This window comes from Nonomuraea sp. NPDC049784, from assembly GCF_040659615.1.
GTDB lineage: Bacteria > Actinomycetota > Actinomycetes > Streptosporangiales > Streptosporangiaceae > Nonomuraea.
The window spans coordinates 1-21803 of the sequence record NZ_JBFAMX010000089.1 but is presented as its reverse complement, the minus strand read 5'-3'; the positions used below and the strand labels follow the sequence as shown (position 1 = coordinate 21803).

At 70.3% G+C, this 21803-nt stretch carries 20 protein-coding genes and 1 riboswitch; of the genes, 8 read left to right on the top strand and 12 right to left on the bottom strand.

Annotated elements, in window-relative coordinates; translation table 11 throughout:
* Window positions 1–123: 123 nt before the first annotated feature.
* A riboswitch (glycine riboswitch) is annotated at window positions 124–221 on the bottom strand.
* 221 nt (window positions 222–442) lie between these two features.
* From AB0J09_RS20350 to AB0J09_RS20335, 4 genes are read right to left on the bottom strand one after another with little or no spacing between them, the layout of a single operon-like run.
* On the bottom strand, window positions 443–1135 hold the full coding sequence (locus tag AB0J09_RS20350; protein ID WP_360692973.1) for a gamma-glutamyl-gamma-aminobutyrate hydrolase family protein: 693 nt from the start codon (window positions 1133–1135) through the stop codon (window positions 443–445).
* A 14-nt stretch (window positions 1136–1149) separates the two neighbouring features.
* Complete coding sequence (locus AB0J09_RS20345) at window positions 1150–1914, bottom strand: 3-oxoacyl-ACP reductase (protein ID WP_360692970.1); 765 nt, start codon at window positions 1912–1914, stop codon at window positions 1150–1152.
* A gap of 5 nt (window positions 1915–1919) precedes the next feature.
* On the bottom strand, window positions 1920–3263 hold the full coding sequence (locus tag AB0J09_RS20340; RefSeq protein ID WP_360692967.1) for an aldehyde dehydrogenase family protein: 1344 nt from the start codon (window positions 3261–3263) through the stop codon (window positions 1920–1922).
* Between the two features lie 9 nt (window positions 3264–3272).
* Window positions 3273–4643 carry a glutamine synthetase family protein gene (locus AB0J09_RS20335; protein ID WP_360692964.1) on the bottom strand — a complete coding sequence of 457 codons (1371 nt, stop codon included), beginning with the start codon at window positions 4641–4643 and terminating at the stop codon, window positions 3273–3275.
* A 124-nt stretch (window positions 4644–4767) separates the two neighbouring features.
* On the opposite strand from AB0J09_RS20335, the gene AB0J09_RS20330 reads away from it, so the two are divergent.
* Together AB0J09_RS20330 and AB0J09_RS20325 are read left to right on the top strand one after the other, a co-directional pair.
* The gene (locus AB0J09_RS20330; RefSeq protein ID WP_360692961.1) at window positions 4768–5472 is read left to right on the top strand and encodes an FCD domain-containing protein; all 705 of its coding nucleotides are present in this window, start codon (window positions 4768–4770) and stop codon (window positions 5470–5472) included.
* Window positions 5473–5516: 44 nt separating this feature from the next.
* Window positions 5517–6272 carry a hypothetical protein gene (locus tag AB0J09_RS20325; RefSeq protein WP_360692958.1) on the top strand — a complete coding sequence of 252 codons (756 nt, stop codon included), beginning with the start codon at window positions 5517–5519 and terminating at the stop codon, window positions 6270–6272.
* A 78-nt stretch (window positions 6273–6350) separates the two neighbouring features.
* On the opposite strand, the gene AB0J09_RS20320 is transcribed toward AB0J09_RS20325, so the two are convergent.
* From AB0J09_RS20320 to AB0J09_RS20300, 5 genes are all read right to left on the bottom strand, one after another.
* On the bottom strand, window positions 6351–7154 hold the full coding sequence (locus AB0J09_RS20320) for an SGNH/GDSL hydrolase family protein (RefSeq protein WP_360692955.1): 804 nt from the start codon (window positions 7152–7154) through the stop codon (window positions 6351–6353).
* Window positions 7151–7726 carry a PadR family transcriptional regulator gene (locus AB0J09_RS20315; RefSeq protein WP_360692952.1) on the bottom strand — a complete coding sequence of 192 codons (576 nt, stop codon included), beginning with the start codon at window positions 7724–7726 and terminating at the stop codon, window positions 7151–7153. The genes AB0J09_RS20320 and AB0J09_RS20315 overlap by 4 nt, the downstream gene beginning before the upstream one ends.
* Window positions 7727–7786: 60 nt before the next feature.
* Window positions 7787–9271, bottom strand: a complete 1485-nt coding sequence (locus tag AB0J09_RS20310) for a High-affinity nickel-transporter (protein ID WP_360692949.1) — start codon at window positions 9269–9271, stop codon at window positions 7787–7789.
* Window positions 9268–10470: a tetratricopeptide repeat protein gene (locus AB0J09_RS20305; protein WP_360692946.1), complete on the bottom strand. Its 1203-nt coding sequence runs from the start codon at window positions 10468–10470 to the stop codon at window positions 9268–9270. The genes AB0J09_RS20310 and AB0J09_RS20305 overlap by 4 nt, the downstream gene beginning before the upstream one ends.
* Window positions 10471–10634: 164 nt before the next feature.
* Entirely contained in the window at window positions 10635–12011 is a 1377-nt protein-coding gene (locus AB0J09_RS20300; protein WP_360692943.1) for a DUF4331 domain-containing protein, read from the bottom strand.
* Between the two features lie 226 nt (window positions 12012–12237).
* Between AB0J09_RS20300 and AB0J09_RS20295 the strand changes: the two genes are divergently transcribed.
* From AB0J09_RS20295 to AB0J09_RS20285, 3 genes are all read left to right on the top strand, one after another.
* Window positions 12238–13944, top strand: a complete 1707-nt coding sequence (locus tag AB0J09_RS20295) for an ABC transporter ATP-binding protein (protein ID WP_360692940.1) — start codon at window positions 12238–12240, stop codon at window positions 13942–13944.
* A gap of 125 nt (window positions 13945–14069) precedes the next feature.
* Window positions 14070–15719, top strand: coding sequence for a urocanate hydratase (gene hutU, locus AB0J09_RS20290; RefSeq protein ID WP_360692937.1), 1650 nt, complete (start codon window positions 14070–14072; stop codon window positions 15717–15719).
* Window positions 15720–16028: 309 nt separating this feature from the next.
* Window positions 16029–16865, top strand: coding sequence for a MurR/RpiR family transcriptional regulator (locus AB0J09_RS20285; RefSeq protein WP_360692934.1), 837 nt, complete (start codon window positions 16029–16031; stop codon window positions 16863–16865).
* Here the strand turns inward: AB0J09_RS20285 and AB0J09_RS20280 are convergent.
* The 3 genes from AB0J09_RS20280 to AB0J09_RS20270 are packed head-to-tail and all read right to left on the bottom strand — an operon-like array spanning window position 16845 to window position 19090.
* A complete protein-coding gene (locus tag AB0J09_RS20280) occupies window positions 16845–17594 on the bottom strand; it encodes an ABC transporter permease (RefSeq protein ID WP_360692931.1) in 750 nt (249 codons plus the stop codon). The two genes, AB0J09_RS20285 and AB0J09_RS20280, sit on opposite strands and share 21 nt — an antisense overlap.
* Window positions 17591–18544: an ATP-binding cassette domain-containing protein gene (locus AB0J09_RS20275; RefSeq protein ID WP_360692928.1), complete on the bottom strand. Its 954-nt coding sequence runs from the start codon at window positions 18542–18544 to the stop codon at window positions 17591–17593. The genes AB0J09_RS20280 and AB0J09_RS20275 overlap by 4 nt, the downstream gene beginning before the upstream one ends.
* A 15-nt stretch (window positions 18545–18559) precedes the next feature.
* A complete protein-coding gene (locus AB0J09_RS20270) occupies window positions 18560–19090 on the bottom strand; it encodes a PadR family transcriptional regulator (protein WP_360692925.1) in 531 nt (176 codons plus the stop codon).
* Window positions 19091–19146: 56 nt separating this feature from the next.
* Between AB0J09_RS20270 and AB0J09_RS20265 the strand changes: the two genes are divergently transcribed.
* The 3 genes from AB0J09_RS20265 to AB0J09_RS20255 all read left to right on the top strand — a co-directional run.
* The gene (locus AB0J09_RS20265; RefSeq protein WP_360692922.1) at window positions 19147–19833 is read left to right on the top strand and encodes an SDR family oxidoreductase; all 687 of its coding nucleotides are present in this window, start codon (window positions 19147–19149) and stop codon (window positions 19831–19833) included.
* A gap of 26 nt (window positions 19834–19859) precedes the next feature.
* Window positions 19860–21032, top strand: coding sequence for an allantoate amidohydrolase (locus AB0J09_RS20260; protein ID WP_360692919.1), 1173 nt, complete (start codon window positions 19860–19862; stop codon window positions 21030–21032).
* Window positions 21023–21803, top strand: a 781-nt coding sequence (locus AB0J09_RS20255) for a formimidoylglutamate deiminase (RefSeq protein WP_360692916.1), incomplete at its 3' end; no start/stop codon positions are given. The genes AB0J09_RS20260 and AB0J09_RS20255, both read left to right, overlap by 10 nt.

Sequence of the window (21803 nt, the reverse complement as noted above, 5' to 3'; positions counted from 1 at the left end):
CTCTGGACAGGATCGGATGCCAGCATCCTCCCCCTCTGTCATCGATGCCTGAGAGCTTCGCCCGAGTTTTGCCGGACTTTCACCTTCGGCGAGGCCCCACAGGCCTGCTTTCCAGAGGTCACCATCCGCCGCGCGGTCCTTTGCCTTGAGAGGTTTGCGGGGAGGGCTTGCTCCTTCAGGGACCCTGACCGGCTGTCAGGGCGCTCTCCCGCACGGTTTTGCCGGTGATGCCCGCAAGCCTAGTGGTGTGATGGCGGTGTTGTCGCGTTCTGACCCCTCATGAACCGCTCCGGGGGTCGTGACGTCGAAAGGGGATGAATCGGCGAACAGCGGCTTTCGGCCTGGTTGCCTTGGTCGTGGTGCTCGACAGCGTGCTCAAGCCGGTGGGGTGAGGGCCGCCCAAGGGACGGCCTGCACGCCGCTCCCGGTGGCCGCCCGGCCGTCAGCAGGCGGCGATGAGGGCCTCGAAGAGCGCGCAGTCCTCGGCGGCCTCCGGGTGCCACTGCACCGCGACGGCGAAGGGGGCCGAGTCGAGCTCGACCGCCTCGATCGTGCCGTCGCCGGCGGTGGCGGTGACCGTGAGGCCGGGCGCGAGGCGGTCGATGGCCTGGTGGTGATAGTGGGGGACCGTCACGGGGTCGGTGCCCAGCGCCTTGGCCAGGCGGGTGCCGGGGACGGCGGTGACGGGCAGGGGGCCGAAGCGGCCGGGGGCGGGGGAGTGCCCCTGGTGCCCGACCACGTCGGGGAGGTGCTGGTGGAGGCTGCCCCCGAGGGCGACGTTGAGCACCTGGAGCCCGCGGCAGATGCCCAGGTACGGCAGGCCCGCGTCGAGGGCCGCAGTGAGAAGGGCAAATTCCGCCTCATCGCGAAATTTGCGGATATAGCCGGTTTGTGCCCCAGTCGGCTCGCCGTACCTCGCGGGGTCGATGTCCCCGCCACCGGCCAGGATGAGCCCGTCCAGGCGGCCCACGATCCGCGCGGGCTCGCCGGCCGGCGGCAGCACGACCGGCTGCCCGCCGGCACGTACGACCTGCTCCACGTACATGTACGGCAGGAGCGCCACGGTCATGTCCTCCCAGACCGTGAACTTCGCCGGCTCGACGTACGACGTGATGCCGATGACGGGACGCTGCACGATGACCCCCAGAGCTAGAGCGGCGTGACGTAGGCGCCGGAGATACCCCCGTCGACCAGGAACTCGCTGCCCGTGATGAACGACGCGTCGTCGCTGGCCAGGAACGCCACCGCCGCCGCGATCTCCGACGCCTCGGCGAAGCGCCCCACGGGAATGTGCACCAGCCGCCGCTGCGCCCGCTCCGGGTCCTTGGCGAACAGCTCCTGCAGCAGCGGCGTGTTCACCGGCCCCGGGCACAGCGCGTTGACCCTGATGCCCTCCCTGGCGAACTGCACGCCCAGCTCGCGCGTCATCGCGAGCACCCCGCCCTTGGACGCCGTGTACGAGATCTGCGAGGTCGCCGAGCCCATGACGGCCACGAACGACGCGGTGTTGATGATCGAGCCCTTGCCTTGGCGCCGCATGTACGGGATGACGTGCTTGCAGCAGAGGTAGACACTGGTCAGGTTCACCTCCTGGACCCGGCGCCAGGCGTCGATGCCGGTCTCCAGGATGGAGTCGTCGTCGGGGGGCGAGATGCCCGCGTTGTTGAAGGCGATGTCCACGCTGCCGTAGGTGTCGAAGGCGGTCTGGAACATCCTGACGACGTCGTCCTCGCTGGTCACGTCGGCCTTGACGAAGAGGCCGCCGACCTCGTTCGCTGCCTTGACGCCCGCCTCCTCGTCGATGTCCACGCAGACGACCTTGGCGCCCTCCTCGGCGAACCTGCGCGCGGTGGCCAGCCCGATGCCGCTGCCCGCGCCGGTGATGACGGCGACCCGATCCTGCAAACGCTGCACTTGATTCACTCCCAGGAAATGAAGACGTTCTTGGTCTCGGTGAAGGCCGCCAGGGCGTCCGGGCCGAGCTCCCTGCCGAGTCCGGACTGCTTGAAGCCGCCGAACGGGGTCCAGTAGCGGACCGACGAGTGCGAGTTGACCGACAGGTTGCCCGCCTCGACCGCCCTGGCCACGCGTAGCGCCCGCCCGACGTCGCGGGTCCAGATGGAGCCGCTCAGGCCATAGGGGGTGTCGTTCGCGATCCGTACGGCCTCGGCTTCGTCCTCGAAGCGCACCACGGACACGACGGGCCCGAAGATCTCCTCTGTGAATGCCGGGTCCGTCACGTCGGGCGTCAGCACGGTCGGCGGGAACCAGTAGCCCTTGCCGTCGGGGCAGGATCCCTGCAGGTAGGGGGTGCCCTGGACGAAGCCGCGCACGCGGTCGAGGTGCTCGGCGCTGATCAGCGGGCCCATCTCGGTGCTCTCGTCGAGCGGGTCGCCGACCTTGACGCCCCGTACGGCCGTCGCGAGGCGCTCCATGAACTCGTCGTACACCTCGGCCTGGACGAGCAGCCGGGACCGGGCACAGCAGTCCTGGCCGGAGTTGTCGAAAACGGCATAAGGCGCAGTTTTTGCCGCTTTTTCGAGATCTGCGTCCGCGAAGACGATATTTGCGGACTTGCCGCCCAGCTCCAGCGTGACCCGCTTGACGTGCTGCGCCGCCTTGGCCGCTATCTCCTTGCCCACCTCGGTCGAACCGGTGAACACGATCTTCGCCACGCCGGGATGCTCAACCAGGCGGGCCCCCGCGACCTCCCCTGCCCCAGGCAGGACCTGGAGCACCCCCTCGGGGAGGCCCGCGGCGAGGGCCAGCTCTGCCAGCCTCATCGCGGTCAGCGGAGTCCACTCGGCCGGTTTGACGATCACCGTGTTGCCGGCCGCGAGCGCCGGGGCCATGCCCCAGGACATGATCATCATAGGGAAGTTCCACGGCACTATGACGCCGACGACGCCCAGCGGCTCCTGGAACGTGATGTCCACGCCGCCGGGCACCGGGATCTGCCTGCCGTGGTCGCGCTCGGGGGCGCCGGCGTAGAAGTGCAGCACGTCACGCACGTTGCCGGCCGCCCAGCGGGCGTTGCCGATCGGGTGCCCGGCGTTGGCCAGCTCCAGCCGCGCCAGCTCCTCGCCGTGCTCGTCCACCAGGTCCGCGAACCTGCGCAGCAGCCGCGCCCGGTCGCCTGGCGACACCTCGCGCCAGCTCTCGTACGCCTTCCTGGCACGCTCCACGGCCCGGTCGACCTCGGCGGCGTCGGCCAGCTCGACGTCGGCGACGACGTCCTCCGTCGCCGGATTAACGATCTTCATGCGCCCCATTCACATCCGCTCGAAACCACGGAACAGCTCCCAATCCGTCACCGCCGCGTCGAACGCGGCCAACTCCACCCGCGCGTTGTTCGCGTAGTGCTCGACCACGTCCTCGCCGAACGTCTCGCGCGCCAGCTTCGACCCCTCGAACAGCGCCAGCGCGTCACGCAGCGTGTGGGGGACGGTCTCGGCGCCGGAGTCGTAGGCGTTGCCCTCGTACGCGCTTTCCAGCGGCAGCTCGTTGTCGATGCCGTGCAGCCCGGCCGCGATCAGCGCGGACACCGCGAGGTACGGGTTGACGTCGCCGCCCGGCACCCGGTTCTCCACGCGCAGCGACAGGCCGTGGCCCACCAGCCTGAGCGAGCAGGTGCGGTTGTCCACGCCCCACTTGACGGCCGTGGGGGCGAAGCTGCCGGGGACGTAGCGCTTGTAGGAGTTGATGTTGGGCGCGTACAGGAGGGTGAGCTCGCGCAGGCAGGCCAGCTGTCCGGCGATGAAGCGGGCGCCGAGCGGGGAGAGCCCGTACGGCCCCTCGCCCGCCATCACCGGATCGCCTTCGTTGCTTCGCAGCGAGATGTGGATGTGGCAGGAGTTGCCCTCGCGCTGGTTGGGCTTGGCCATGAAGGTGATCGACTTGCCCTCCTGGGCGGCGATCTCCTTGGCGCCGGTCTTGTAGATGACGTGGTGGTCGCAGGTCTTGAGCGCCTCGTCGTAGCGGAAGGCGATCTCGTGCTGGCCCAGGTTGCATTCGCCCTTGGCGGACTCAACGTAGAGGCCGGCGCCTTCCATGCTCCGGCGGATCCGCCTGAGCAGCGGCTCGACGCGGGCGGTGCCGAGGAGCGAGTAATCCACGTTGTAGAGGTTGGCAGGCGACATGTCCCGGTAGCCGCGTTTCCACGCGTCCTCGTAGCTGTCCTCGTAAACGCAGAACTCCAGCTCCGTGCCCACGTAAGCGGACAGCCCGCGTTCGGCGAGGCGGGCGAGCTGCCTGCGCAGGATCTGCCGGGGCGAGGCGGTCACGTCGCCGCCGCTCTCCCAGGCAAGATCCGCCATCAGCATCGCCGTCCCCTCGTGCCACGGCACCCTGCGCAACGTCGCGAGGTCCGGCTTCATCACGAAGTCGCCATAGCCCCGCTCCCAGGACGACATCGCGTACCCGGAGACGGTGTTCATGTCGACGTCCACGGCCAGCAGGTAATTGCATCCCTCGGAGCCGTGGTGCAGCACCTCGTCGAGGAAATAGCGTGCGGACAGTCTCTTGCCCTGCAACCTGCCCTGCATGTCCGCGATGGCGAGAAGGACGGTGTCGATGCGCCCGGCCGCCACCTCGTCGCGCAGCTCGCTGACGGAAAGGAATCCGGTGCTCGACCCCTCGCTCACGCTGTCCCGCTCCGATCTGGGCTGAGGCGCTTTCCCGCTGATTGGGCTAGTCTTAGACCATTGATGTGTATGTCGGGATCTCTTGTCAAGACCTGAGGACACGTTGGACGAGTCGGCGCGTTTGATGACGGTGTTACGGCCTGTGCGGGCCGGCAACGCCTTCGAGGAGACCGTGGAACGGCTGCTCCAGGCGATCAAGCTCGGCGTGGTCCCGCCCGGCGACAAGCTGCCGCCGGAGCGCGAGCTGGCCGTCCAGCTCGGCATCAGCAGGGTCACCTTGCGTGAGGCCATCCGCGCGCTGTCGGACGCCGGCTATCTCGACGTGCGCCGGGGGCGCTACGGCGGGGCGTTCGTCACGTACGTGCCGCCCAAGCCGGACGCGGGCGATCTGCGGCAGGTCGTGGCAGAGATGGGCATGGACGACCTGTCGGACGCGCTCACTTTCCGCCTGGCCGTGGAGTGCGGGGCTGCGCAGGTGCTGGCCACGTCCGGCCTGACAGAGGAGAAGCGGGCCGTGCTCCGCCGCCGGCTGTCGGATCTGAACGAGGCCCCGATCGAGGACTACCGCCGCCTCGACACGGCCTTCCATCTGTCCATCGCCGAGCTGACCGGCTCGACCCTGCTCGCCACGGCGTGCGCCGACGCCCGCTCGCGGGTCAGCGACCTGCTGAACGCGATCCCGATGCTCCAGGTCAACCTGGACCACGCCGCCGTGCAGCACCAGGCCATCGTGGACGCCATCCTCTCCGGCGACGCCGACGCGGCCCGGCGGGCGGTGAGCGAACACCTGGAGGGCACGGCAGCTCTTTTGCGGGCATTCCTGTCCTGAGGCATGGAAGGGGCGGATGGCTCGTACCATCTGTTTCTAGAGTTATGGAGCACTGGTTTCAGCAGAGCATTATCGCCACAGGACGGCTGCCGCTGTTCTGTTACTTCGTCACGCTCATCGTGGCGTTCATCGCCACCCGTATCAACGTCCGCCTGATCAGGGCGAAGATCGGCTGGTTCCGCAACGTGAACGTGGGCGAGATGCACATCCACCACGTCGTGTTCGGTGTGGTGCTGATGCTGGTCGGCGGCGTCTCCGGGCTCATCGTCTCCTCCGCCTCGCAGGCCGGCTACGCCGCCGCCGCCTGCATCTTCGGCATCGGGTCCGCGCTCGTGCTGGACGAGTTCGCGCTGATCCTGCACCTGCACGACGTGTACTGGGAGGAGGAGGGGCGCACCTCGGTGGACGCGGTCTTCATCGCGGTCGCGGTCACCGGCCTGCTACTCATCGGCCTGCGCCCCCTGACCTGGGACTACGGCACGCCGGTCAACCCGGCCGCGCTGATCGTGGCCAATCTCCTGCTGGCCGTCATCACCCTGCTCAAGGGCAAGATCTGGACGGGGATGGCGGGCCTGTTCGTCCCGCCGATGCTGCTGGTGGGCGCGGTACGGCTGGCCCGCCCCGACTCCCCGTGGGCCCGATGGCTCTACGCCAAGAAGTCACCGCGCAAGATGGCCACGGCCATACGCCGTGAGGAGCGCTGGCGGCGTCCGGTGATCAAGGTCAAGATCGCCTTCCAGGAGTTCCTCTCCGGGCGTCACGATCTGCCTTCAACGCGGCGTGGCCGTCGGCATAGTTGAGGTGTCGATGTACAAGATCGTGATCACCACCGGTCAGCGGGACATCAAGTTGCGGCGGGTGAAGGGCGGCGACGTGGACTACGACGACCCGGATTTGCCCGACATCGACTGACTTCCGTCGATCAGCGGCGTGAGCAGCGGGCGTTTGGCGGTGCGGCCGTCGCCGGAGGAGCGGCCGAGGAGGCGGCGACCGATCCAGGGCCCGGCGAATGTGGCGAACCAGCGCATTTCCGCCGAGGCCGCGCGCCAGGCGCCAAGGGCGGGCAGCGGCGGGAGCGGCGCCATCCACGTGTCGTCGGCGCCGGGAAGGTCCAGGGCGTGGGCGACGGCGGCGGCGAAGCGGGCGTGGCCGCTCGGGTTCGCGTGCAGCCGGTCGACGCTCCACATCCTGGCATCCGTGGCGAAGTCGAGCGAGAACGTGTCCACCAGCGTGACCCCGGGGCGGGCGGCGGCCTCGCGGACGCGGGCGTTGAAGTCGATCAGCCTGGGCCGGAGCGGACGGGCCAGCGGCGCGATCCTGGCGATGTCGGGAAAGGTCATGGTGACCACGTGCGCGCCCGCGGCGGTCAACTGAGCGATCATGTCCGCCACGATGTCCGCCACCGCGGCGGCGTCGAAGCCGGAGCGGATGATGTCGTTCATGCCTGCCATGACCGTGACCAGGTCGGGGCGCAGTGCCAGGGCGGCGGGCAGTTGCTCTGCCCGGATCTCGGCCGCCTGACGGCCGCGGACCGCGAGGTTGGCGTAGAGGAGGTCCGGGTTGGCGGCGGCCAGGTGCTCGGCGAGCCGGTCGGCCCAGCCGCGATGGCCGACGGTGTCGTCGCCGTCCCCGAGCCCCTCGGTCTGGCTGTCGCCAATCGCGACGTAACGGGCATACGTCATGAGTTCGTCCTCCGTGTGTGGGCTGCTCGCCCGGTCAGCGTTCGGGCGGTCTCCAGGCACCAGTCGCGCATCTCGCGCTCCAGGCGGCACCCCGCGAGGCAGGAGAGGTACGGGCCCACGTGCTCGCCCTGGCTCAGGAACGTCGCCTCGTCGTGGTCGCCGCGCATGCGCTGGAGGATCTGCTCGAACAGGGCGAGCTTGGCCGCGGCCTCCTCGGCCCGCTCGCGGAGCTGCTCGATCACGGGCCCCGGATCGACGTGGTCCACGGCGTGCACCTTGACGGCGAGGTCGTCGCGGATGAGCAGGGGCTTGGACGGGGTGGCCGCGAAGGTGGCCAGCTCGGCGGCCCCGGCCTCCGTGACGGTGAACATCCGCTTGTTGGGACGGCCCGTCTGGACGACCTCTCGGCCCGCGATCAGCCCGTCGGCCTCCAGCTTTGTCAGCTCGGCGTAGAGCTGCTGAGGGGCGGCGTACCAGAAGTTGGAGACGCCGACGTCGAAGATCTTGGTGAGCTGGTAGCCGCTGTACTCGCCGCCGAGCAGCGCCGCCAGCACCGCGTGTTTCAGGGCCATGGATGGTCATGTCCATGAATGGTCATGGACATGACTATAAGCGTGTGGGGCGTACCGGTGCTAGAGGGTGGCCACCGAGCGGAGGGCCAGGCCCGCGCCGAGCAGCACCACCATCGCGGCCGTGCCCACCGGGGCGAGGCTCGAGAGCCTGGCGGCCAGGCGGCGGCCCGCCGTGGCACGTCGTTCCAGGCGATCCACGAGCTTGACCAGGAGCAGGCCGGTGACGGTGAGGGTGGCGGCCATGCCGAGGCCGTAGGCGGTCACCAGCGCCACGCCGAACCACGTGCGGCCGAGCGCGATGGCGCCGAGGAGGACGACGAGGGCCGAGGGACTGGGGACGAGCCCGCCCGCGATGCCGAGGCCCACCAGGCCTGCCCGTTTTGTCGCCCGCTCGCCCCCGTCCTCGCTCTCCTGCCCGTGACCGTGACCGTGACCGTGACCGTGACCGTGACCGTGACCGTGACCGTGTCCATGTCCATGCCCGTGGCCGTGGTCGTGCGGTGAGGTGCCGCGGCGGGCGTTCAGGAGGAGGCGGAGGCCGATGGCGGTGATCAGGGCGCCGCTGGCCACGCCCAGCCAGGCCAGCACCGACTCGCCCGCCAGCGCCGTGAACACGCTCAGCAGCAAGCCCACCACCAGCACCCCGACCGTGTGCGTGGCCGTCACCGTCGCGCCCACCACGAGCGCGTCGCGCGGGCGCCCGCGCCGCCCGGCCAGGTACGCGGCCATGATGGTCTTGCCGTGACCGGGGATCAGCGCGTGCCCGGCGCCCAGCACCACGGCCAGCCCGACCGCCAGCAGCCCGAGCGGGACCGTCAGCGAGTCGGAGCCGATCAGCCCCGTGAACGTCCGGTCCAGGGCGGCCAGGGCGTCCCCGATCGGCCCGCCGATCCCGATCCCGCCCGGCACCGTGCCGCCGCCGGGAGCGCCGGAGGCGGGCAGGCTCGGGCCGGGGGCGGTGGTCAGCGTGGCGGTGCGCTGGTCGAGCGGGTTCGCCAGCAGGTCGTCGGGGTACGCGTGCAGCTCCCTGCTCACGCTTACGGAAGGCACCGAGGAGCGGACCAGCCGCACCCCGTCGCCCACGGCGGTGATCTCGCGCCAGCCGATCCTGTCCTGCTCGAACCCGTCCGCGAACTCCACCGCCCCCGCGGCGCGGACTTCGGCGACGAGCCGGCAGGTCAGGCGGCTGGTCTGGAGGCCCCCTTGGCCGGGGGTGTACGCGAAGGAGGAGGCCGCCACGCGCCACGGCACCGTCGTGCCCGCCACCGTGAGCCGCTGGGCGGTGGCCAGCGCGGCGCAGCGGCCGGCCGCGTACGAGCCGTCCACCTGCGGCCTGGCCTGCAGCGTCGGCAGCTCGGCCAGGTCCACGACGGCGAGGTTGCGTACCTCGGAGGGCGAGACGCTCAGGCCGTTGTAGTGGTTGACGGTGAAGTTGCCCAGCGGGTGCATCGCCACGGCAGCGGCCTGGGCGGCCCCAGTGCCGAGCAGGGTGCCGAGCAGGAGACTCGCGCAGAGGGACAGCACGACGAGCCGGACCGGTCTCATGAGAACCTCGCCAATGCGGGAAGCGTCGGGTCGAAGCCGGCGTCCACCTTGACGGACCGGCCGAGCGCCTGCTCGATCTTGGCGCGGTGGTATTTGAGCAGCGGGTTCCGCCAGCCCGTGGCGGTGGCCTTCTTCGCGTACGGCAGCGCCTCGGCCGGCTTGCCCGCCTTGAACAGGGCCCAGGCCAGGGCGTCGGCGGCGACGAGGTTCGGGTTGCGCGCGTACTCGGCCCTCGCGTGCTTGACGGCCGTCGCCGGGTCCCCGTGGTCCGCCTCGAACTCGGCCCACGTCAGGTCGTCGCGCACGCCCGCGGCCTGGAACAGCTCGCGCTGAGCCTTGAGCAGCGTCCAGTCGGCGGTCCGGCCCGCCTTGAGCCTGGTCTCGCCCTGCTCCATCAGGTACTGGGGGAGAGGCAGGCGTTCGACGACCGTGTCGTACAGGGCCAGCGCCTCCGTCAGGCGGCCGCTCAGCGCGGCGGTTCTCGCCTGGCCCGCGAGCGCCGGCGTGTAGGCGGGGTAGGCCTGCAGGGCCTTGGCGTACCAGCCGGCCGCCGTGGCGACGTCGCCGGAGTGGAGCGCCAACTCGCCCAGGTAGTAGCGGGCGTAGGCGACGTCGGCGGGCGACCAGGCGTCGCTCTCTGCCATTTCGAGGTATTCGCGGGCCCCGGCCAGGTCGCCGCGCAGCTCGGCCGCGTACGAGGCGCGGGCGAACGCCGCCACTCCGGGGCGCAGGCCCATCATCTCGTCCACGGCCCGCTGCGCCCCGCGCAGGTCCCCGAGCTGCGTCTTCGCGTCGGCCAGCACGCCGTAGGCCGGGGCGCCGTACGGGTTGGCGTCGATGGCGCGCTCGGCCAGCCGTACCGCGTCGGCGAACTCGTGGCGGCCCGCGGCGAGCGCCGCCTGGCCGGTGAGCACCGCGTCGTCGCCGGACTTCAGCTTGGCGGCCGTGGCGATCGCGCCTTCCGCCTTGGTGTAGTACGACGGGTCGCCGGTGATCCTGGCCTGGTCAACGTACTGGGAGGAGAGCTGGGCCCAGCCGCGGTAGTCGCCCGGCAGGCGCTTGAGCCGCTCCTGCAGCGTCTCGGTGAACGGCTTGGCCTGCGCCACCGGCTGCTGCGAGGGCGACGCCGAGAACGAGAAGATCGTGAAGGCCATGGCCCCGAGGAGGGCCAGTCCGGCGAATACGGCGAGGGAACGCATGTCCAAGGCTCCAGTGCTGACGGACCTCGAGGGGGCGACGGCCGGCCGGCCGTGACGGGGATCACAGCCGGCCGGCCTCATATCGGCGGCAGACGGTGGGAGACGGGAGTCTGCCGCCGGGGGCGGACCGGCCTGCTTGGAGAGGGAGCAGGCCGGTCAGGGAGTTAGCGCTGGTTCACCGCGACGTTGCTGGGCAACGGGATGTACGGGAACGACTGGAGGAAGGGCTTGTCGTTCCTGTCCACCTTGTCCGTCAGCCCGGGCACGAGCTTGCCGGTCAGCGCGGCGCCGGCCACGGCCTGCAGCTCGATGTCCACGACGTCGTCGGAGAGACGGCGGCCGTTCGGGAACCCCTGCAGGTCACCGGCCAGCACGCCGAGGCGGTTCGGGTCCTTCGCGGGCGGGATCGCCATGTTCAGCCGCAGCATCTCGGAGGGGCGCAGCTTGCCCGCGTCCTTGTTGAGCACCTGCGAGTTCAGGTCGGCCTTGATCGGGCCGTTCTGCTTGGCGATGCCGGTCAGGAAGATCTCGACCAGGTCGGCACGCGGGGTCGCCGGGGCCTTGATGCCGTAGATGGCCTCGAGCAGCCTGGCCACCTCGGGGTCGGTGACCCGCTTGACCAGCGGCGCCACGTCGGCGTCCTGCTCCGGGGGCAGGGCGTTGAAGGCGTCCTTGAGCCCGGCGGGCGAGACGACCTCGTTCACCAGCGGGTTGCACAGGCGCGAGACCTGGACGTACCTGCTGCCGTTGAACTTGTCGGTCGTCGAGCAGATGCCGATCACGGGGTTGCGCTTGACGTCGCCCTTGAGCGCCAGCTCCTTGGCGGGCACCTGGATGGCCACGGTGTTGACGTTGTAGCCCTTGGTGGTGTCCTGGCCGACCTCGGACAGGTTGCCGCCGTAGAGCAGGTCGAACACGCGCAGGTCCACGAAGAACGCCTCGTCCGACTGGCCGGCGAACACCTTGCCGCCGCCGGGCAGGCTCTTGAGCGACTGGGCGCGCAGGGTGCCGTAGTCGGGCATGGAGGCCGGGCCGGTGTTGCTCGGCGCGACGATGCCGTCGCCGACCAGCGTCCTGGTGCCGCCGGGAGTGATCCTCTTGAGCGTGTAGCGCTGGCGGAAGAGCAGGTTCGGGTCGTCGAGCGAGGTCACCGGGCCGTTGTTGTAGAGGAACGTGCTGGTGCCGCGCTTGTCCTCGTTGCGGAACGTCCACTCGTAGGTGATGTCGGGCTTGGCGTCACCGTTGTTGTCGATCTTTATGTTGTAACGGGACTTCGTGGCGAACGGGTAGAAGTTCGGGCCGCCGTGGGGCTCCTCGAACGGGATCCAGTTCGCCAGCAAGGTCACCGTGTCGGCCTTGTCAGGGCTCACGAACGCGTACACGTCCGTGTTGTCGTGCTGCGGGTCGCCCGCGATCATGGGGGCCTCGCGGTGCGAGGAAGCGATGCCGGAGTCGGTACGGAGCACGGCCAACGACGACGCGGCGACAGCTGCGGCGAGGCCAAGTCCGACTAGAGCGCGCCGGTTGATCCGGAGCTCCATTTTCGGTCCTTTCGAAGGGCTGATCGGTTACTCGAGGTTCCGGCCGGGTTCCTCGACGCCCTATTCGTCCGTGGGCCGCCTCCGGATGTCGTCTCCTCCTCGAGAATGAGGGTCAACCAAAGTTGACATACTTAGGTCGTCAATTTAGGTTGACCCTGCGACGCGGTGCGGATCGTGCCGTCCCGTTCGTTGGAGAAAGTCGGGATATGTCGTGAGAGGAGATGCGGTGCTCAAGGAGTTGCTCGCCTACATCCGCCCGCACAGGAAGATCCTTTTCCTGGGTGGGCTGCTGGGATTGATCGGATCGGCCGCGGGCCTCGCGATGCCGTTGCTGGCCAAGTACGTCGTGGAGGCGTTCGGCGAGGCAGGATCGGTAGCCGGGCCCCTGTTAGGGCTGACCGCGGCGGTGCTGATCGGCGCGGCCGTGTCGGCCGGGGGAAACTACCTGATGGAGCGCACGGGCGAGGGCATCGTGCTCGGCGCCAGGCGCAAGCTCGTCGACCGGATGTTGCGGCTCAAGGTCGCGGACGTGGACCGGCTCAAGCCGGGCGACCTGCTGTCGCGGGTGACCGGTGACACGACGCTGCTGCGCGCCGTGCTGACCAACGGGATCGTCGAGTCGGTCAGCGCCGCGTTCATGCTGGTCGGGGCCATCGTCATGATGGCGACCATGGACGGCGTGCTGCTGCTGGTCACACTGCTCGTGGTGGTGGTGATCGGTGGGCTGGTCGCGCTGATCATGCCGAGGATCCGGCGGGCGCAGACACAGGCCCAGGAGGCCGTGGGCGAGATGGGCGCCGTGCTGGACCGGGCGCTGCAGGCGTACAGGACCGTGAAGGCCAGCGGCGCGGAGGAGCGGGAGATCGCGGTGGTGGGCGACGCGGCGACGCGAGCCCGTGACCGGGGGCTGCAGGTCGCCGGGTGGACGTCGCTCGCGGGAGTGGCGACGTGGATGTCGGTGCAGATCGCGTTTCTGGCCGTGCTGGCCATCGGCGGGGCCAGGGTCTCCTCGGGCGTGCTCGAGGTGTCGTCTCTGATCGCGTTCCTGCTGTACCTGTTCTACCTCGTGCCGCCGATCGGGCAGCTCGTCCAGGGCGGCGTGCAGCTCCAGCAAGGGCTGGCCGCGATGAAGCGGATCAAGGAGATCGAGGACCTGCCCGCCGAGCCGGTCAGTGCCGCCGTCGCGGGGGCCGCCGAGCCGGTCGGGGTGACGTTCGAGAACGTCGTCTTCAGGTACGGCGAGGACCGGCCGGTCGTGCACGACGGGGTCAGCTTCGAGGTGCCGCCCGGCGGGCTGACCGCGCTGGTGGGGCCGTCGGGGGCGGGCAAGTCGACGGTGTTCGCGCTGCTCGAACGCTTCTACGACCACCAGAGCGGGACCATCGGGATCGGCGGGCGGGACATCCGCGACTGGCCGCTGGGCGAGCTGCGGGCCGCGCTGGGGTACGTCGAGCAGGACGCGCCCGTGCTGGCCGGAACGCTCCGGGAGAACCTGCTCTTCGCCGCCCAGGACGCCACCGAAGAGGAGCTGCGCCGGGCCGTCGCACGTACCAGGCTCGACGACCTGGTGGTCAGGCTGCCCGAAGGGCTGGAGACGCCGGTCGGGCACCGTGGCGTGCTCCTGTCCGGCGGCGAGCGGCAGCGCGTGGCCATCGCCAGGGCGCTGCTGCGCAAGCCCAGGCTGCTGCTGCTCGACGAGGCCACCTCGCAGCTCGACGCGGTCAACGAGCTGCGGCTGCGCGAGGTCATCGCCGAGGTGGCCACCGAGACCACCGTGCTGGTGATCGCCCACCGGCTGTCCACCGTGACGAACGCGGACCGGATCGTGGTCATGGAAGGCGGCGGCGTACGGGCGGTCGGGACGCACGACTCGCTGGTCGGCGAGGACGAGCTCTACCGGGAGCTGGCCGCCACCCAGTTCCTGGTCGCCTAGCACCCCTCACCCCGCGGCCACCCTCGATGTAGGTGCAGACTCCGCTACCTGCAACGGACCGCTGGACGCGGCTCGTTGTACCCTGCGGGTGACAAAGATGAATGTTTTCATTCAGGAGGGTCACGATGAGCCGCAGCGTGCGCGCGCCGCGAGGCACGACGATCACCGCCAAGGGGTGGCCGCAGGAGGCGGCGCTCCGCATGCTCCAGAACAACCTGGATCCGGAGGTCGCCGAGCACCCCGAGCAACTTGTCGTCTACGGCGGCTCGGGGAAGGCGGCGCGTGACTGGGCGTCGTTCGACGCGCTGGTCAGGACGCTGACGACGCTCGAGGGCGACGAGACCCTCCTGGTGCAGTCAGGGCGCCCCGTGGGTGTGTTCCGCACCCACGAGTGGGCGCCCCGGGTGCTCATCGCCAACTCCAACCTGGTGCCCGACTGGGCCAACTGGGAGGAGTTCCGGCGGCTGGAGGCGGCCGGGCTCACCATGTACGGGCAGATGACGGCCGGTTCGTGGATCTACATCGGCACCCAGGGCATCCTGCAGGGGACCTATGAGACGTTCGCCGCCGTGGCCGCCAAACGCTTCGGCGGGACGCTGGCCGGGACGATCACGTTGACGGCCGGGCTCGGCGGGATGGGCGGCGCCCAGCCGCTGGCCGTCACCATGAACGGCGGGGTGGTCATCTGCATCGACTGCGACCCGCGCTCGGTCGCCCGGCGGATCGAGCACCGCTACCTCGACGTCGAGGCCGCGTCGCTGGATGAGGCGCTGCGGCTGGCGTACGCGGCGCGCAACGCCCGCGAGGCCCTCTCCATCGGGGTCGTGGCGAACGCCGCTGAGGCCGTTCCCGCCCTGCTCGCGCGCGGGGCCGAGATCGACATCGTCACCGACCAGACCTCGGCGCACGATCCCCTGATGTACCTGCCGCTGGGGGTCTCCTTCGAGGACATGGCCTCGGAACGGGACAAGGATCCCGCGGGGTTCACGGAGCGTGCGCGGGACTCGATGGCGCGGCACGTGGAGGCGATGGTGGGGTTCAAGGACGCGGGGGCGGAGGTCTTCGACTACGGCAACTCCATCCGGGGCGAGGCGCGGCTGGCCGGATACGAGCGGGCCTTCGACTTCCCCGGATTCGTGCCGGCGTACATCAGGCCGCTGTTCTGCGAGGGGAAGGGGCCGTTCCGGTGGGCCGCTCTGAGCGGGGATCCCGCCGACATCGCCGCTACCGACCGGGCCATCCTGGAGCTCTTCCCCGAGAACGAGGCGCTCGCGCGGTGGATCAGGAAGGCCGGGGAGAAGGTGCACTTCCAGGGGCTGCCCGCGCGGATCTGCTGGCTCGGGTACGGGGAGCGCAACGTCGCCGGGGAGCGCTTCAACGACATGGTGGCGTCGGGTGAGCTGCGGGCGCCCATCGTGATCGGGCGCGACCACCTCGACAGCGGGTCCGTGGCCTCGCCGTACCGCGAGACCGAGGCCATGGCGGACGGGTCGGACGCGATCGCCGACTGGCCGCTGCTCAACGCCATGCTGAACACGGCGTCGGGGGCTGCCTGGGTGTCCATCCACCATGGGGGCGGGGTCGGCATCGGGCGGTCCATCCACGCCGGCCAGGTGACGGTGGCCGACGGGACCGCTCTGGCGGGCGAGAAGCTGAACCGGGTGCTGACCAATGACCCTGGGACCGGGGTCATGCGGCACGTGGACGCGGGCTACGAGGAGGCCGCCGAAGTGGCCGCCACACGCGGCGTCCGCATCCCGATGCGCGAGTCCTGACCCCTGGGGGTCGCGGACTTGTGACCTTGGATGCCTGCGCTCGCGGGCTGGGCACCGCTCGTGCTGCGCCGAGTCCCTCCGCACGTCGTCCCACCGACGCGACGCTCGGAGGGCAGCCGTGGGCGCGCTGCCTGGGCTCTGTGCCGAATGGCGCGATGTGTGGGCGCGTGGCGGGTACGGTGCGGCTGGTGCGCGGCGCGGGCGTTCGGGGCGGCGACGGGTGCGTGGTGCGAGGTCTCGGGTGGGGGCCGTGGGGTGGTTGTGGCGTCGAGGGATGAGAATGCGGGGTGGGAAGCGTTGGAGATGGGCGTGGCGGACGGATATCACGGTGGACTGGGCGTGCTGCTGGATGGCCGGAGGCTGTCGCCCGTGCAACGGAGGATCGCGCACTACCTGAGCGAGCATCTCGACGAGGCGATCTTCCTGTCCAGCGTGGAGCTGGCCGAGCGGGCAGGGGTGAGCCAGCCGTCCGTGACCCGGTTCGCCATGGTGCTGGGGTTCGCCGGATATCCCGAGCTGCGCCAGGCGCTGCGCCCGCTGGTGCTGGGCGGCGGCGGGGTGGAGGGCCCGCAGGAGAGCCTGCTGCGCGGGGCCATCGACTGCGAGATCCGCAATCTCGCGCTCGTCAGGGAGCGCCTGTCGACGTTCCCGCTCAAAGAGCTGGGCGAGCAGCTGGCCGCCACCGAGCCGCTCCCCGTGGTGGGGCTGCGGGTCTCGTGCGGGCTGGCCACCACCTTCGCCTACTACGCGCGCCGCATCCACCCCGACGTGCGGCTGCTCACGCACGGCGGGTCGGAGCTGGTGGACGGGCTGCACGCCGCGCGCAGGGCGGGGGCGGAGTGGGTGGTGGCCGTGGTGCTGCCGAGATATCCCGCCGAAGCGGTGCAGGCGTTGGAATATGCGGAGAAAATGGGGCTGCGCGTGGCGGCCATAACGGATAAATCCGATTTCCCGGCGGAGGTCGTGCTGGACGCGCCCGTCGGCGACCGGCTCGTGTTCGATTCGCACGCGGCGCCGCTGGCCCTGGCCATGGCCCTGGTCGAGGCCATGGCCGACGCGGTGCCGCTGCGCACCCAGGCGCGGCTCGAGGAGTACGAGCGGATGACCGACGAGACCGGTACGTTCCTACCCGGCGATCCTGCGTAGCGACCGCATCGACCAGATCGTGGTGAGCACCGCCAGCACGATGAACACCGCGAACGCGATCGGGATCGACGAGTCCGACAGCCGCCCGGCGAACAACGCCCGCCCCGCCTCGACCGCGTGGTAGAGCGGGTTGATCGGAGCGATGGCCTGCATCCAGCCGGGCGCGAACGAGATCGGGATGAACAGCCCGGCCAGCAGCATGATCGGCAGCATGAAGAGGTTGAGCGTCTGCGACATGCCGTTCTCGTCGCGTACGGTCAGCGCGAGCCCCTGCGACAGCCCTGAGGCGAACAGCCCGGTCGCGGCCATGAGCAGCAGCACCAGCAGCAGCTCGACGGCCCCGATGCGCACGCCCATCGCGATCGCCACGATCAGCACGAGGATCGCCTGGCACACCAGCACGACCATGTCCTTGGCCACCCGCCCGAGCACGATGGCGGGCCGCCACGCGGGGCTGACGGCGTAGCGCTCGAGCGAGCCGTTACGCAGTTCGGCGATCAGCCCGAACCCGGAGAACAGCGACCCGAAGACCGCGATCATCATCATCGACGCCGGCGTGAACATCCGCAGCGCGTCCGTCGTCGTGCCGCCCGGCGTCAGCGACTTCAGCAGCGGCGCGAACATCAGCAGGTACAGCACCGGCTGCATGATGCCGAACAGCGGCCAGATCGGGTTGCTGAACGACTTCTTCAGCTCGTAGCCGGTGAACAGGACTATGTGGCGGATCATGCGGCGGCTCCAGCGTCGCGGAGGGTGCGGCCGGTCTTGGCCAGGAAGACGTCGTCGAGCGTGGAGCGGTCGAGCGCGATCGAGCTCAGGCTCAGTCCCTGCTCCTCGAGGGCCCGCAGCAGCGCGGGCAGCGTGTGCTCGCCGTCGTCGACGTAGACGCGCAGGAGGTCCTCGTCGACGCGGGTCTCGCGGGCGAGAGGCTTGAGCGTCTCGGCGGCCCGCTCCGGGTCGTCCACCCTGAGCGTGATCACGTCGCCGGAGACCTCCCGCTTGAGCTCGCCGGGGGTGCCCTCGGCCACGATCTGGCCGTGGTCGACGATCACCAGCCGGTCGCACAGCGCGTCGGCCTCGTCGAGGTAGTGGGTGCTGAGCAGCACGCTGGTGCCGGACTCGCGCAGCTGCCTGATGCGGTCCCAGAGGTTCGCGCGGTTCTGCGGGTCGAGGCCGGTGGTGGGCTCGTCGAGGAAGAGCAGCGGCGGGTTGTGCACCAGCCCGAGCGCGATGGCCACACGCCGCTTCTGGCCGCCCGACAAGGTACGGCCGGGGCGGTCGGCGATCTCGGTCAGGTCGAAGCGCTCGAGCACCTCGGCGGTCGCCCGCTTCGGATCGGCCATGGCGTGGATCTTGGCGGCCATCATGATCTGGGCCCTGGCGCTCGTGGTGTCCTCCACGCCGCCGGCCTGGCTCACGTACCCGAGCTTGCTCCGCACCGCGGCGGGCTCCTTGAGCAGGTCGTGACCCGCGACGGTGGCCGTGCCCGCGTCGGGGGCGATCAGCGTGGCGAGCATCCTGATCGTGGTGGTCTTGCCCGCGCCGTTGGGCCCGAGCACGCCGAAGATCTCGCCCTTCTCCACCTCGAGGTCGACACCGCGGACGGCCTCGACGGTCTGCGTGCCCTTCCTGCTCCTGGTGGTGAAGGTCTTTCTTAAGCCGTGTGCCTCAATGATCATCGGGGGGTCAACTCCTTACGGCAATTCGCCCGCCTCTACCTGCCCGATCGCCTTCTCGACCCAATCGAGCTGGGCCTGGAGCATGGCTCTTGTCAGGCGGAGGTTCTCGTCTATGTGTCGCGGCGCGCCATAGCGTTGTTTGACGCCGTACAGGCTTTCCATGCTGTCGACGCCGATCCTGAGTCGTTGCATCCTGCCATGCAGCGCCTCGAGAATCTCCTGCTTTTCCAGCCGATCCATGAACGTCAGCGCCACCTGGAACGGGTCGATGATCGGCCTGACCTCGTGCCAGGCCTCCATCAGCAGCCGGTCGAACTCCGCGCGGCCCAGTTCGGTGAGTGCGTAGACGCCCTTGCCGCCCCTCCCGGGCTCGACGATCTCCAGCAACCCCTCGTCGGCCATCTTGCCGAGTCCGTGGTAGATCGACCCGAAGGCGATGTTGGCCCAGCGTTCGGTGTTCATCGCCTCCAGCCACCTGCGGACTCCGTAGCCGTTCATGGGGCCGTCGAGCAGGGCACCAAGGATCAAGATCCGCGTCGAAGACATGGGTTCAAGTTTGTATTCAAATTTGAGTAAGTGTCAACGCCAATAAGCTGACCTTCATGAACGAACGACCGACGGCCCTGGTCACGGGCGCCTCGAGAGGGATCGGCGCGGCCGTGGCCAAGGCCCTGGGCCCCACGCATCACGTCATACTCAACGGCCGGGACGAGGAGTCCCTGGCCGCCGTGGCGGCCGGGCTGCCCGACGCGCGGCCCTGGCCGGTGGAGCTGACGGAGGTGGCGGAGGCGGACGTCGCCGGGATCGACCGGCTCGACGTGCTGGTGCACAGCGCGGGGATCAACCGGATGGGCAGGATCGCCGACCTGGCCGCCGACGCCTGGCGCGAGACGCTGGAGGTGAACGTCGTCGCCGTCGCCGAGCTGACCAGGCTGCTCCTGCCCGCGCTCAGGCGGGCCGGCGGGCACGTCATATGCGTCAACTCGGGTTCGGGGCAGCGGGCCAACCCTGAGTGGGGTGCGTACGCGGCCAGCAAGTTCGCGCTGAAGGCGTTCGCCGACGCGCTGCGGCTGGAGGAGCCCGAGCTCAGGGTCACCACCGTCTACCCCGGCCGGACCGCCACCGACATGCAGCGCGAGCTGCGCCGGTACGAGGGCGGCGAGTTCGAGCCCGAGAAGTACCTCAAGCCGGAGACCGTGGCGCGGGCCGTGCTCGCCGCCGTCACCGCGGGCCCCGACGCCCACCTCACCGAGCTGACCCTGCGACCCAGGGGCGGCCCCGTCAACTGAATGGATCCATTCACTACAGTGGGGCCATGCTTGAACCACTCGCACACATAGGACGGGATCCGGCGACCGGGGGCTACGTCAGGGACGCCTGGTCGGACGCTGACATGGAGCTACGCGAGTGGTTCGCGGGCGAGGCCAAGCGCAGGGGGCTCGACCTGCGCGAAGACCGCAACGGCAACCTCTGGGCGTGGTGGGGCTCCCCCTCGCGCGACCGTCCGGGGGTGGTGACGGGCAGTCATCTCGACTCCGTACGGCAGGGCGGCGCGTACGACGGGCCGCTCGGGGTCGTGTCGGCCTTCACGGCACTGGACATCCTCCGGCGACGGGGGACGAATCCATCCGTGCCGCTCGGGGTCGCATGCTTCACCGACGAGGAGGGCGCCAGGTTCGGGGTGCCGTGCATGGGGTCGCGGCTGCTCACGGGCGTGCTGGAGCCCGAAAGGGCGCTCGCGCTCACGGACGACTCCGGCGACACGCTGGCCGGCGTCCTGACGAAGGCGGGGCGGGCGCCGCACGAGATCGGGCGGGACGACGAGACGCTCGCCATGGTCGGCACGTTCGTGGAGCTCCACGTCGAGCAGGGCCGCGGGCTCGTCGACGAGGGACGGCCGGTCGGGGTCGGACGGGCGATCTGGCCCCACGGGCGGTGGCGCTTCGACTTCCACGGCCGGGCCGACCACGCGGGCTCCACGCGGCTGGCCGACCGGGACGACCCGATGTTGCCGTTCGCCCGCATGGTGCTGGCCGCCCGCACAGCCGCGGAGGCTCGCGGGGTGGTGGCCACGGTGGGCAAGGTACGCGTCTCGCCCGGCAACGCCAACGCGATTCCCGGCCTCGTCTCGGCCTGGCTCGACGCCCGCGGGGCGGACGAGCGCGCCGTACGCGACCTCGTCACCGAGCTGGCGCAGGCGGCGACCGCCGCGGTCCGGGAGGAGTCGTGGACGCCGGTGGTCGACTTCGACGTGGCGCTCAGGGAGCGGCTGGCGCGGGTCGCGGGGGGCGACACGCCCGCCCCGATCCTGCCCACGGGCGCGGGCCACGACGCGGGAATCCTGGCCACGGCGGGCGTTCCGAGCGCGATGTTGTTCGTCAGGAACCCCACCGGCGTGTCCCACTCTCCCGCCGAGCACGCCGAGCAGGCAGACTGCGAGGCGGGGGTCATCGCACTCGCGGACGTGCTGGAGGATCTGTGTCGCTGACCTACTGGTGCGAGCAGGCGTGGCTGCCCGACGGCGTCGCGGAAGGCGTGCTCATCGAGGTCGAGGGCGCCAGGATCGCGAGCGTCGGCCAGGGCCCGCCGGGTCCGGCCGAGCGCCTGCCGGGGCTCACCGTTCCCGGACTGGCCAACGCCCACTCCCACGCCTTCCACCGCGCCCTGCGCGGCACCGCCCAGGAGGGCAAGGGCGACTTCTGGACCTGGCGTGACCAGATGTACGAGGTGGCGGCGGCGCTCGACCCCGACTCGTACCTCCGGCTGGCCACGGCCGTCTACGCCGAGATGGCGCTGGCCGGGGTGACCTGCGTGGGCGAGTTCCACTACCTGCACCACGCGCCGGACGGCCGCCCGTACGACGACTCCAACGCGATGGGCCACGCCCTCATCCAGGCTGCCCGCGACGCGGGCCTGCGCATCGCGCTGCTCGACACGTGCTACCTGTCCGGCGGCATCGGCGCCCCGCTCTCCGGCGCGCAGCTGCGCTTCGGCGACGGGTCCGCGGAGGGCTGGGCCGTCAGGGCCGAGGAACTGGGGGCCGCGTACGAAGGGCAGCTCGACGTGGAGATCGGCGCGGCCATCCACTCGGTACGCGCGGTGCCGCCCGAGCAGATGCCGATGGTGGTCGAGTTCTCCCACCGGTTCGCCGCGCCGCTCCACATGCACGTGTCCGAGCAGCCGGCCGAGAACACCGCGTGCGTGGAGATGTACGCGGCCACGCCGGTCCAGGTGCTGCACGAGCGGGGCGCCCTCGGCC

Bases quoted from the DNA above. Each gene is read 5' to 3' on its own strand.
- AB0J09_RS20340 (WP_360692967.1), bottom strand. From the start codon at position 3,263: ATGAAGATCGTTAATCCGGCGACGGAGGACGTCGTCGCCGACGTCGAG.
- AB0J09_RS20330 (WP_360692961.1), top strand. From the start codon at position 4,768: ATGACGGTGTTACGGCCTGTGCGGGCCGGCAACGCCTTCGAGGAGACC.
- AB0J09_RS20325 (WP_360692958.1), top strand. From the start codon at position 5,517: ATGGAGCACTGGTTTCAGCAGAGCATTATCGCCACAGGACGGCTGCCG.
- AB0J09_RS20320 (WP_360692955.1), bottom strand. From the start codon at position 7,154: ATGACGTATGCCCGTTACGTCGCGATTGGCGACAGCCAGACCGAGGGG.
- AB0J09_RS20315 (WP_360692952.1), bottom strand. From the start codon at position 7,726: ATGGCCCTGAAACACGCGGTGCTGGCGGCGCTGCTCGGCGGCGAGTAC.
- AB0J09_RS20310 (WP_360692949.1), bottom strand. From the start codon at position 9,271: ATGAGACCGGTCCGGCTCGTCGTGCTGTCCCTCTGCGCGAGTCTCCTG.
- AB0J09_RS20305 (WP_360692946.1), bottom strand. From the start codon at position 10,470: ATGCGTTCCCTCGCCGTATTCGCCGGACTGGCCCTCCTCGGGGCCATG.
- AB0J09_RS20300 (WP_360692943.1), bottom strand. From the start codon at position 12,011: ATGGAGCTCCGGATCAACCGGCGCGCTCTAGTCGGACTTGGCCTCGCC.
- hutU (WP_360692937.1), top strand. From the start codon at position 14,070: ATGAGCCGCAGCGTGCGCGCGCCGCGAGGCACGACGATCACCGCCAAG.
- AB0J09_RS20280 (WP_360692931.1), bottom strand. From the start codon at position 17,594: ATGATCCGCCACATAGTCCTGTTCACCGGCTACGAGCTGAAGAAGTCG.
- AB0J09_RS20275 (WP_360692928.1), bottom strand. From the start codon at position 18,544: ATGATCATTGAGGCACACGGCTTAAGAAAGACCTTCACCACCAGGAGC.
- AB0J09_RS20270 (WP_360692925.1), bottom strand. From the start codon at position 19,090: ATGTCTTCGACGCGGATCTTGATCCTTGGTGCCCTGCTCGACGGCCCC.
- AB0J09_RS20265 (WP_360692922.1), top strand. From the start codon at position 19,147: ATGAACGAACGACCGACGGCCCTGGTCACGGGCGCCTCGAGAGGGATC.
- AB0J09_RS20260 (WP_360692919.1), top strand. From the start codon at position 19,860: ATGCTTGAACCACTCGCACACATAGGACGGGATCCGGCGACCGGGGGC.